General features: G+C 52.8%; 8 protein-coding genes and 1 pseudogene. 3 read left to right on the top strand and 6 right to left on the bottom strand.

Annotation, left to right across the window (positions count from 1 at the left end):
- Positions 1-43: 43 nt before the first annotated feature.
- From QZ279_RS03690 to pdeM, 3 genes and pseudogenes are all read left to right on the top strand, one after another.
- Positions 44-619, top strand: a pseudogene (locus QZ279_RS03690) (ATPase); the annotation flags it as partial.
- Between the two features lie 38 nt (positions 620-657).
- Positions 658-3063, top strand: coding sequence for a ligase-associated DNA damage response DEXH box helicase (locus QZ279_RS03685; protein ID WP_293448071.1), 2406 nt, complete (start codon positions 658-660; stop codon positions 3061-3063).
- A gap of 9 nt (positions 3064-3072) precedes the next feature.
- Entirely contained in the window at positions 3073-3741 is a 669-nt protein-coding gene (gene pdeM / locus QZ279_RS03680; RefSeq protein ID WP_293448069.1) for a ligase-associated DNA damage response endonuclease PdeM, read from the top strand.
- Here pdeM and QZ279_RS15630 read toward each other — a convergent pair.
- From QZ279_RS15630 to QZ279_RS03655, 6 genes are all read right to left on the bottom strand, one after another.
- A complete protein-coding gene (locus tag QZ279_RS15630) occupies positions 3738-4034 on the bottom strand; it encodes a LytTR family transcriptional regulator DNA-binding domain-containing protein (protein ID WP_366513843.1) in 297 nt (98 codons plus the stop codon). The genes pdeM and QZ279_RS15630 overlap by 4 nt on opposite strands.
- Positions 3926-4525: a hypothetical protein gene (locus QZ279_RS03675; protein WP_293448067.1), complete on the bottom strand. Its 600-nt coding sequence runs from the start codon at positions 4523-4525 to the stop codon at positions 3926-3928. Before QZ279_RS03675 ends, QZ279_RS15630 begins: the two co-directional genes overlap by 109 nt.
- A gap of 377 nt (positions 4526-4902) precedes the next feature.
- Positions 4903-5793 carry a bifunctional methylenetetrahydrofolate dehydrogenase/methenyltetrahydrofolate cyclohydrolase FolD gene (gene folD, locus QZ279_RS03670; protein ID WP_293448076.1) on the bottom strand — a complete coding sequence of 297 codons (891 nt, stop codon included), beginning with the start codon at positions 5791-5793 and terminating at the stop codon, positions 4903-4905.
- Between the two features lie 77 nt (positions 5794-5870).
- Complete coding sequence (locus tag QZ279_RS03665; protein WP_293448064.1) at positions 5871-7547, bottom strand: formate--tetrahydrofolate ligase; 1677 nt, start codon at positions 7545-7547, stop codon at positions 5871-5873.
- Between the two features lie 33 nt (positions 7548-7580).
- The gene (fdhF, locus tag QZ279_RS03660) at positions 7581-10358 is read right to left on the bottom strand and encodes a formate dehydrogenase subunit alpha (RefSeq protein ID WP_293448062.1); all 2778 of its coding nucleotides are present in this window, start codon (positions 10356-10358) and stop codon (positions 7581-7583) included.
- Positions 10359-10361: 3 nt separating this feature from the next.
- Entirely contained in the window at positions 10362-12047 is a 1686-nt protein-coding gene (locus tag QZ279_RS03655; protein ID WP_293448059.1) for an NAD(P)H-dependent oxidoreductase subunit E, read from the bottom strand.
- Between the last annotated feature and the right edge of the window lie 131 nt (positions 12048-12178).

The following is a 12178-nucleotide window of genomic DNA, read 5'->3' as shown; positions in this document are numbered from 1 at the left end:
CGTGAATCATATCAGCCCCACAGGCTCAATCAGTTAATGGGTCCTGACCCTAGATATGCTTGATCTGGTCTACAATCCAACCGCACGGATGTATCAAGCGCCTTTGCAGTTAAAATCAACTGGTGGAATTTTTATCGTCGACGACCTTGGTCGACAGGCCGAACCGCCCCAATCCTTGGTCAACCGTTGGATTGTTCCGCTTGAGGAATCCAAAGACATTCTAGCCCTACAATCGGGAGAAAAATTTGAAGTACCCTTCGATACGTTAGTGATTTTCTCCACCAACTTCCACCCAAATGAAATCTTTGACCAGGCTGCCCTGCGCCAGATTTTCTACAAGATCAAAATTGATGGTCCTGACCAGCAGAACTTCCTCAAGATTTTCGCACTTGTTGCGAATAAAAAGGGTGTTCCTTTAGACGAAGAAACGCTGATCTATTTGTTGCAGAATAAATATCCCACGATCGACAACGTGTATGCGAACTATCAACCCGTCTTTCTGATCGACCAAATGATCGCGATTTGTGAATTTGAAGGCATCCCGAACCAGATGACACCCGAACTTATCGACCGTGCTTGGGCGAATATGTTCGTTAAGGACGAAGTAATTGTAAAATAGGACTGGCAGGTGCGTGCGGCTGGGTTACTTTGCACGATATGCGCGCACTTAACCCCCAAATTGATGCTTGGTTTACCAAGCAAGGTTGGTCTATCCACCCACACCAACAGGACATGTTGGATCGTGCGCAAGACCCCGCAACCCTGCTGATCGCCCCCACGGGGGGCGGCAAAACCATTGCGGGTTTTCTGCCCACGCTCAACGAATTAGCGAACGGTGATCACCAAGGATTGCACACGTTATACGTTTCACCGCTCAAGGCGCTTGCCGCAGACATCAAACGCAACCTGCGCCGCCCTGTCGAAGACATGGGCCTGCCCATTCGCATCGAGGATCGTACTGGCGACACCTCTGCGACGCGCAGAAAGCGTCAACGCGCAGATCCCCCTCACATCCTTTTAACCACCCCTGAAAGCCTCGCACTGCTGGTGTCCTACGAGGATGCACCGCGGATGTTCAAAGGGCTCAAACGCATCGTTGTGGACGAAATTCACGCACTGGCAGAAAGCAAGCGGGGCGATCAACTCATGCTCGCACTCTCGGCGATCCAAGTGCTATGTCCTGACCTGCATCGCGTTGGTTTGTCCGCAACCGTAGAAGACCCTGACGCGATCGCGCACTATCTTGCCAAACATCCTGATCCTTGTGACATCGTGCATGCAGACCCAGGGCCAGATCCTGACATCTCCATGCTACAAATTGCTGAACCACCCCCTTGGGCGGGCGCAGGGGCGAACTATTCAATCCCTGCAGTGCTTGAGCAAATAAAAGCACATAAAACCACGCTAATTTTTCATAATACCCGCGCGCAAGCCGAAATCTATTTCCACAATCTATGGCTGGCGAATGAAGACAGTCTACCCATTGGCATTCATCATGGATCTCTTGATCGTGTTCAACGCGAACGGGTCGAGGCCGCGATGGTGCGCGGCGATTTACGCGCGATCGTGTGTACAGGCTCGCTCGATTTAGGGATCGATTGGGGCGATGTGGATCTTGTGATCCAGATTGGCGCGCCTAAGAACGTAAAGCGCCTTGTGCAACGCATTGGACGTGCCAACCATCGCTATAACGCCCCCTCCAAAGCGCTGCTTGTCCCTGCAAACCGCATGGAAGTCGTGGAATGTGTCGCCGCTTTGCACGCCGTAAAAAAACATGATCTAGACGGGGACCCCCGTGGCGCAGGCCCGTTAGATGTCATGTGCCAACACATCCTTATTCGCGCCTGCGCAGGACCAATTGATCCAGATACGCTCTACCCTGAGATCAAAAGCGTGGGCACCTATAGCGATTTGACGCGCGCGGCCTTCGATGACTGCTTTGATTTTTGCGCAACCGGTGGCTATGCGTTGCGCGCCTATGACAAATGGAAACGCTTGATGCAGCGCCCCGACGGGTTGTGGATTTTACGCGATCCGCGTTCCAGCCAGCGTATCAGGATGAACATCGGCACAATCCAAGACACAGACACCCTAAAGGTTCGGATGAAAGGAAGTCGCGGCCGCAAGCCCTTGGGCGAAGTCGAAGAAAATTTTGCGGCCTCGCTGACACCAGGCGACACATTTCTAATTGGCGGACAGATTGTGCGCTACGAACGCCTTCGTGAGATGACCGTTGAAGTCACACGTCGCGCTGACAAAAAACCAAAAGTTGCGACCTTTTCGGGCACAAAATTCGCAACATCGACGCAGCTAAGTCAGCGCATTTTACGTATGTTCCAGCAAGATTCGTGGCCAGAACTTCCTGCACACACCGCCGATTGGCTGACCCTTCAGCGCGGATCCAGCACCCTGCCAAGACCCGGCAGATTGCTGATTGAGAGTTTTCCACACGACGATCGCAGCCATACCGTTGTCTATGGGTTTGCGGGCCGCAATGCCCAACAAACGCTGGGTTTGTTACTATCCAAGCGCATGGAGGAGCTCGGATATGATCCTTTGGGTTTCGTCGCCACCGACTACGCAACACTGTTCTGGGGTCTGAAGCCTGTCGCCGACCCCGACGCGCTGATGAACACCGAAACACTTGAACACGGGCTAGAGCAATGGTTGGCTGGCAACGCGTTGATCAAGCGTACATTTCGCGCCTCTGCCACCATTGCGGGTTTGATTGAGCGTAATCTGCCCTCGCAACGCAAAAACGGACGCCAAGCCACGTTCAGTTCCGATATTCTTTATGACACCCTGCACAAATATGACCCAGACCATCTTCTTTTACGGATCACCAAACAAGAAGCCCTGCGTGGCTTGGTTGATTTCGGACGCATCCGCGACATGCTGGATCGCACATCCGGACGCATCGATTTTGTTACGCTCAAACGTGTCAGCCCGCTTGCCGCCCCAATGTTTCTAGAGATGGGTCGCGTTCCAATAAAAGGTGCTGGTGAAGAGCGTCTTTTGGCCGCTGAAACTGCTGCGTTGATGGATGCCGCTGGCTTAGGATAAGAACAGCGCATGAGCCATTACGCATTCACGTTTCAAGGCGAAATCCTTCACGCCCTCGCCTCTGGCGCGTTGTTTTGGCCGAAACAAAATCTATTTTGCGTGTCTGATCTACATTTCGGCAAAGCGCAGCGCTATGCGACGCAAGGTGGAAGCACACTGCCGCCTTACGACACCCTTGATACGCTTACGCGTTTGAGCGACGACATATCAAACACGATGGCAAGGACGGTAATTTGTCTTGGCGATAGTTTTGATCGCGTCGGTGCCAGCGATGACATGGACGACCAAGCCCACGACTGGATCACAAGGTTGCAAGCGGGGCGGGATTGGCTTTGGATTGAGGGAAATCATGATCCAGGACCAATCGGGTTAGGCGGGATTCACTTAGCAAACCATACGGTTGGTTCCATAAGTTTTCGCCACATAACAGACCAAAGGACACGCGGCGAAATATCTGGCCACTACCATCCAAAGGTCTCTCTAAAGCTATCAAAACGCAACGTTTCAAAGCGATGTTTCATCGTGGACGAAGACCGGATTATAATGCCTGCATTCGGAACTTACACAGGTGGTTTAAGTGTATTGTCCGAACCGCTTGTATCCATCATGAAGCGAAATTCGACTTGTATTTTGACGGGGCTCCAAGCGTTACCCATTCCTCGTCCCAATGCCACCTAGTCAACGTATTCAGCTGAATCTTTTGGGTCTTCCAACGTCACCAAGTCGGCCGCTAGAACCTTTTCAAAATACGTCTTACTGACGGGCACTCGAGTTCCATCTTCCAATAGAACGTATGGTTTACGCGCAGTTGGCACCCAGCCTTTAATCGCATCGCGATGAGCCCGATGTGAACGATGCACGGTTAGTCCAATTGTGCTATCCAATTCATCCACGGCATCAGAAAACCGAATACGAATGCGATAGGTTTTAGAGCAGGTTCGTACTTCGACGAAATGACCCTGCGCTGTGATATGAATAATCTGCTTGTCTTGCGGTATGTCCAAGCGCTTTGCCAACCGGCTGTGCCGCGGCAGGGCGCCGATGAAATCACGGGCGTGATTTGGCTATTTTTTATTTCATTGAACGGCTCAGCCGTGGCAATGACAGCGCACAGGCCAAACATGAGTAAAATAACGGCTAAAGTAAAAGCCGAAAGTTCGAGCATTTCAGGCCTTACTTCTTGCTGTGAGATAAACGCATACGTCAAGAAAAGATCAACGCTTAAGCCAACCAATATTGACGAAATAGGTGCAAACACACAACCCTTATACAGCCTTGAGGCGGTACTCGGCATAAAAACACGACAGAACGCATCGACGATATAAGCGAGTAAAATGGCAACGCCCAATAAAACCAGCCATTTTACCAAAAGATCCAGTGGCTTTGATTTTGGTAGGTCCCAAAGGGTCCCGCAAAAGCCACGATTAATGAGCAGCAAAACCAAATTGATATAATGCGCCAATTCAGAACCCTCGAAAGAGCATTCTTCAAAGCAGTTTTTGCTTTAGGTATGATCCTATCACATTGATCTTGTGCAATATTCACTACTCGAATTCCTGCTTCCGGTTTCCCAAAGACGATCTCCTAACGTCACCTAAGGTGGCATGGGAGAAATTCAATTCTTTTCCCCTAGAAAATGCATCCTAAAGGCGACTACTGAAACAGGAAAGGTTTTGTCCCTTCAAGCTGAGCGTTCTGTGTTGATCTTACGACCGACGTAAAGCAATTTCTCCTTTTAAAAAAGATCACTTTAAACGTTATGCGTGTGCATGTGATAAAAAACACCGAGCGCTGATCGCACCCGGTGTCATGAAATAATGTTCTAGAGTTTGTTAGAATTTAGGCAGTCAATCCTTCAGGTTCTGGCAATCCATTCGCACGCGAACAGGCGGTCACGGTGTTTGCAAGCAAGCACGCAATCGTCATAGGGCCCACACCACCTGGCACAGGCGTGATCGCGCCAGCAACTTCTGAACAGGATGCAAAATCTACATCACCGACCAGCTTGTTCTTACCGTCACGTTCAATGCGATTGATGCCCACATCTATAACAGTCGCGCCTTTTTTGATCCACTCACCTGGCACCATTTCAGGACGCCCAACGGCGGCAACAACGATATCCGCGCGGCCCACAACCTCTGGCAAATCTTTCGTACGCGAATGCGCGATAGTAACCGTGCAGCTATCACCCAGCAAAAGCTGCGCCATTGGTTTGCCCACAATGTTGGAACGGCCGATTACGACGGCGTTCAAACCCGAGAGCGATCCATGATGTTCACGTAACATCATCAAACAGCCAAGCGGCGTGCAGGGAACCATGCTCTTTTGCCCCGTTCCAAGCAGACCCACGTTAGAAATATGAAACCCATCAACATCTTTGGCAGGGCTGATTGAATTAATCACAAGGTCTTCATTCAAATGCTTAGGCAATGGCAGCTGTACCAAAATTCCGTGGATACTTTCATCCTTGTTCAACTGATCAATCAACGCCAGCAAATCAGCTTCGGCTGTTTCAACCTCCAACTTATGCTCAACACTTTTCATGCCGACTTCAGCGGTCATCTTACCCTTAGAGCGCACATAAACCTGCGACGCAGGATCTTCGCCAACAAGCACAACAGCCAGTCCTGGCGTGATACCGTGCTGTTCTTTCAAACGCGTCACGTGCTCAGCCACTTGGCCACGCACCTTGGCTGCAAAGGCTTTTCCATCAATAATTTGAGCGCTCATCATGTCGTCCTTTTTTCGTCTTTTCATATCGGTGCCAAAGGGGCGGAGCATGCCAAGCACACACCGCCCCATCGTATTTAGAACAAGCCTTCGATTTGACCGTCATCGTTCAAGTGTATGTTCTCCGCAGACGGAACACGTGGCAGACCCGGCATCGTCATGATCTCACCGCAGACAACCACAACAAATCCGGCACCCGCAGACAAACGCACTTCACGGATCGGCACAGAATGCCCCGTCGGCGCGCCGCGCAGGGACGGATCAGTTGAAAAGCTGTACTGCGTTTTCGCCATACAGATAGGCAGATGACCGTAGCCCTGCTCTTCCCACAACTTCAACTGATCGCGTACTTTCTTATCCGCCAGCACTTCGTCTGCGTGGTAGATACGCTTTGCAATTGTTTCGATCTTCTCCATCAAAGGAATGTCATCTTTGTAAATCGGTGCGAACTGGCTTGCGCCGCTCTCGGCAATCTCCGCGACGCGTGTCGCCAAGTCTGCGGAACCCTCTGAACCAAGTTCCCAGTGACGGGACAAGATCGCTTCAGATCCTTGCGTTGCGACATAGTCTTTGACCGCTTGGACTTCTGCATCCGTATCGGTGACGAAGTGGTTGATCGCAACAACAACTGGAACACCGAAGGACTTCAGGTTGCCAATATGGCGGCCAAGGTTTGCACAGCCAGAATTCACCGCATCAACGTTCTCAGCGCCAAGATCCGCTTTAACAACACCACCGTTCATCTTCATCGCACGCACAGTCGCAACCAAGACGACGCAATCAGGTGCAAGACCCGCTTTACGACATTTGATGTTCATAAACTTCTCAGCGCCAAGGTCCGCACCAAAGCCCGCTTCTGTCACAACAAAATCAGCAATCTTAAGTGCTGTTGTCGTCGCAATAACAGAGTTACAGCCGTGCGCGATGTTCGCGAATGGGCCACCATGAACGAAGGCTGGATTGTTCTCAAGCGTCTGAACAAGGTTCGGCTGCATCGCGTCTTTCAACAACACGGTCATCGCGCCTTCCGCTTTGATATCGCGGCAGAACACTGGGCTGCGGTCACGGCGGTACGCCACGATCATGTCGCCAAGACGCTTCTCGAGGTCCTTAAGGTTATTCGCCAAACACAAGATCGCCATGACTTCGGACGCGACTGTGATGTCAAAACCGCCCTCACGTGGGAAACCGTTCGCGACACCACCAAGCGACACGTTCACCTGACGCAACGCACGGTCATTCATATCAACAACACGCTTCCACTGGACGCGGCGAATGTCGATGTCCGCCTCGTTGCCCCAATAAATGTGGTTGTCGAGCATCGCAGAAAGCAGCGAGTGCGCAGATGTGATCGCGTGGAAGTCACCTGTGAAATGCAGGTTCATGTCTTCCATCGGAATAACCTGAGCGTAACCACCCCCTGCAGCGCCACCCTTCATGCCAAAGTTTGGCCCCAAGGACGCTTCGCGAATACAAACAGCCGCCTTTTTGCCAATGCGGTTCAGACCGTCACCAAGACCAACCGTCGTTGTCGTCTTACCCTCACCCGCAGGCGTCGGGTTGATCGCAGTCACAAGGATCAACTTGCCGTTCTTGTTACCCTGCACAGAGTTGATGAACTCTTGGGAAACCTTTGCTTTGTCGTGGCCATATGGCAGCAAATCTTTGCTTTCAATGCCAAGCTTCAAGCCAATCTCTTGGATTGATTTCTTATCCGCTTCGCGCGCGATTTCGATGTCTGTTTTATATCCCATGGGTCTTACTTCCTTGTTGATACGTGGTTCCGCTTATTCTGCGGCTATTGTTTGAACAGCCTCGACGCGCACCGCCGAGAATTTGAATTCTGGAATTTTTCCGTATGGATCGACGGCCGGATTGGTCAGCACGTTTGCCGCCGCTTCGACGTAGGCGAATGGGACGAACACCATATCCTCAGATACCGCACGATCCGCGCGGGCCATGATGTCGATGCTTCCACGACGCGTTGTCAGACGCACCATGCCACCCGGCTCAACGCCAAGGGCGCGCAGAGTTTTGGGGTGCAGTGAACAGTTCGCTTCTGGTTCAACCGCGTCCAGAACCATGGCGCGGCGGGTCATCGACCCTGTGTGCCAATGTTCCAACTGACGGCCCGTGGTCATGATCATCGGGTAATCCGTATCGGGGACTTCATCCGGCGCAATGATTGAGGCAGGTGTAAATTTCGCACGGCCCCCTGCACGTGGGAAACCATCGCCAAACACAATCGCTTGGCCTGGATCAGTTGGGGAAAGCGAAGGATAGGTTACCGTTTCAGTTTTCAGGCGTTCCCATGTGATGTTGTCGAGCGATTTCATAACGAGCTTCATCTCGTCAAAGACTTGGCTCGCCTCGGTGTAATCCCAATCCAGACCCAAACGCTGTGCCAGATCGACCGTGATCACCCAATCCTCACGTGCGTCCCCGGGCGGCGGCACGGCTGGGCGTACACGTTGTACTTGGCGGTTGGTGTTGGAAACGGTGCCGTTCTTTTCATAAAGCGCAGAGGCTGGCAGGATCACATCGGCGAAACACGCCGTTTCCGTGAGGAAGATATCCTGCACAACAAGGTGCTCTAAATTCGCAAACGCATCACGTGCATGTTCCACGTCAGGGTCCGACATTGCAGGGTTCTCGCCCTGAATATACATGCCCTTGATGTTGCCTGCGTAAACTTGATCAACGATTTCAGTAACCGTCAGGCCCTTTTTGTTGGACCAATCCTCATCACGGCCCCAAACACCAAAGATGTCTTCGCGTACACCATCATCCTCGACAGAACGATAATCAGGAACAAACATCGGGACCAGCCCCGCATCAGACGCGCCTTGCACGTTGTTCTGACCGCGTAGTGGATGCAGACCCGCGCCAGGACGACCAACCTGGCCCGTCATCAGCGCGAGTGAAATCAGGCAACGTGAATTGTCTGTTCCGTGAATATGCTGCGAAACGCCCATGCCCCAGAAGATCATACCCGCTTTAGCACCCGCAAAAATGCGCGCAACATCGCGGATCACATCGGGCGCGATGCCACAAATGCCTTCCATCGCTTCGGGCGTGAAGTCCTTAAGGTGGGCTTTTTCAGCTTCCCAATTTTCGGTATAGGCGTCGATATATTGCTTATCATACAGCTCTTCTTCGACGATCACATGCATGATCGCGTTCAACAGGCTGACGTCTGAACCGGGACGGAATTGCAGCATATGCGAGGCGTGACGCTTTAGCCCCTGCCCCCGTGGGTCCATCACGATCAGCTTGCCACCGCGTTTGGTGAACTGCTTGAAATAGGTTGCGGCAACAGGATGGTTTTCGACAGGGTTGGCCCCGATTACGATCGCAACATCCGAATTTTTGATCTCGTTGAACGTCGCCGTCACAGCGCCAGACCCGACATTTTCGATCAGCGCCGTCACCGAAGATGCGTGGCACAGACGCGTACAGTGATCGACGTTGTTATGCTTAAATCCTTGGCGGATCAGTTTTTGGAACAAATACGCTTCTTCATTGGTGCATTTGGCAGAACCAAATCCCGCAACCGATTGCCCACCATGGGCTTGGCGCAGTTTGGCAAGACCGCCAGCCGCACGATCCATTGCTTCTTCCCAAGTCGCCTCACGGAAGTGCGTCAGCACGTTGCCCGGATCGACGTTCAGGCCCTTTGCAGGGGCATCATCACGGCGGATCAGTGGTTTGGTCAGGCGGTGATCATGGTGAATATAGTCAAACCCGAAACGACCTTTAACGCACAGACGACCCTCATTCGCAGGACCGTTGATGCCCTCGATGAATTTCACTTTCCCGTCTTTGACTTTCAACGAAACCTTGCAGCCAACGCCGCAGAACGGGCAGACGCTTTCGGTTTCACTATCAAAATCCTTGCTGTCCCCAACTTGCGCATCGTCCACCACAGTGGATGGCATCAGCGCGCCCGTTGGACAGGCCTGAACGCATTCGCCGCAAGCGACACAAGTGCTGTCACCCATCGGATCAGCCAAATCGAACGTTGGATAAGAATTCTGACCACGCCCCGACATGCCGATCACATCATTGACCTGCACTTCACGACACGCGCGCACACAGAGACCACATTGGATGCAGGCATCAAGGTTAACAGACATCGCGACGTGGCTGTTATCCAGCAATGGGATGCAGCCCTCTTCCATCTTGGGGAAACGGCTTTGATCGATGCCGTTTGCTTCGGCCATGTCCCAAAGATGCGAGGATTTATCGTGGGACACGTCGCGCGCAGGCTGGTCCGCCATCAGCATTTCCACAACCATCTTACGCGCGCTTGTCGCGCGGTTCGAATTGGTCGTGACAACCATACCCTCATTCGGTTCACGAATACAGGACGCAACCAAAGTGCGTTCGCCCGCGACCTCGACCATGCAGGCACGACAATTGCCATCTGGGCGATAGCCGGGCTGTGGTTTGTGGCACAGATGTGGAATAACAAGGCCGCGACCGTTGGCGACTTCCCAAATGGTCAGGCCCGCATCAACAGTGACTTCTTCGCCGTCCATCGTGAATGTGATTTGATTAGTCATGGATTACACCTCATCCGCGAAATGTTTCATGGTCATGCGAATTGGGTTTGGCGCCGCTTGGCCCAAACCGCAGATCGACGCATCGCCCATTGCTGTACAAAGCTCTTCCAGCAGCGGTTGATCCCACTTGTCCGCCTGCATCAACTGAACCGCCTTGCCGCAGCCGACACGACACGGGGTACATTGACCGCAGCTTTCATCCTCAAAGAAGCGCAGCATATTCAACGCGGCACCGCGCGCACTGTCTTTGTCAGACAGGATAACAACAGCGGCAGATCCAATGAACGTACCAAGTGGTTGGAGCGTATCAAAATCCATCGGGACATCGTTGATAGACGCAGGCAAAAGACCCGCAGACGGACCACCCGGCTGATAAGCTTTGAACGTGTGCCCGTCGATCATACCGCCAGAGGCCTCGATCAAGTCCATGATTGTCGATCCCGCAGGCAACAAGTGCACACCAGGGTTATTCACGCGTCCAGAGATGGAGTAACTGCGCAGACCTTTGCGACCGTTTTTCTCGGTGGAGGAGAGGACTTCAGGCCCTTCGCGCACGATGCGCGCAACCCACAAAAGCGTCTCAACATTGTGCACCAAAGTCGGCTTGTTAAAGATGCCAACCTGCGCCACGAAAGGTGGGCGATGACGCGGAAGTCCGCGCTTGCCCTCTATGCTTTCGATCATCGCGCTTTCTTCACCGCAGATATAAGCACCCGCGCCGCGACGTAGATCGATGTAGCCTTTTGCAACCAATCCCGCCTCTTCCAGTTTGGCGATTTCCCCGGCCAAGATATGCAGAACCGCAGGATATTCGTCGCGCATGTAGATAAAACAGGTTTCCGCCTCGACGGCCCACGCAGCGATTAGCATGCCCTCAAGGAAAAGGTGTGGTGTACGCTCTAAATAGTAGCGGTCTTTGAATGTGCCGGGTTCGCCCTCGTCACCGTTCACCGCCAAGTAGCGCGTGCCCGCGTTACCGCGCACAAAGCCCCATTTTTTGCCAGACGGGAAACCAGCGCCGCCAAGGCCACGCAGACCAGCGTCTAGAACGGTTTCTTGAACCTGTTCCCAGTTTCCAGTGTCGCGCAGGGTTTTCAGGGATGCATAACCACCTGAGGCAACATAAGTCGCGTAATCTTCGTACTCAGGAATGTCCGCATGCGTATGGTTCGCCGCAATCGCCGCCTGCACCTTTTCAGGCGTGGCGTAGTCGATGTGGTGATGGCCCAATTCCAACACAGGCGCGGTATCGCAACGGCCCATGCACGGCACACGCAATACGCGCACTTCTGATGCATCCAGACCGCTTTCCAGTGCAGATTTCAGCGCCTGCGCACCCGCAAGTTCGCAAGACAGTGAATCGCATACACGGATCGTCAAAGCAGGTGGCGGGATCTCGCCTTCTTTCACAACATCGAAATGCGCGTAGAAGGTGGCGACCTCGTAAACTTCGGCCATGGACAGGCGCAGTTCTTCGGCCAAGGCGCGCAGATGTGCGGCACTTAGGTGGCCATATTCATCTTGGATCAGATGCAGAAACTCGATCAGAAGATCAGCGCGACGTGGGCTATCGCCCAAAAGCGTGCGAACCTCGTCCCACGCGTTATCCTCTAGCTGGCGACCTTTGGGCGTATGACGCCCCTTGCCTTTGCCAGATTTCCAAACGCCTTTGCGATCATCGAGCGCCATGCGCGTACCCTCCCCAAGCGGCACAATGCGTGCCGAACCTCAGGCAAGTTCTACGCCATGCGACGGCATACAATCCTTCATTCAAGACAAGAAATGTCACAAAAACGGAGTCGGTGCGCGAGGTGTTGGGA

Origin of the sequence: Planktotalea sp. (assembly GCF_018607965.1) — a bacterium.
In the GTDB taxonomy this organism is placed as follows: domain Bacteria; phylum Pseudomonadota; class Alphaproteobacteria; order Rhodobacterales; family Rhodobacteraceae; genus Planktotalea.
Note: the sequence above shows the minus strand (reverse complement) of the source record. Positions and strands in the feature narration are given on the sequence as shown.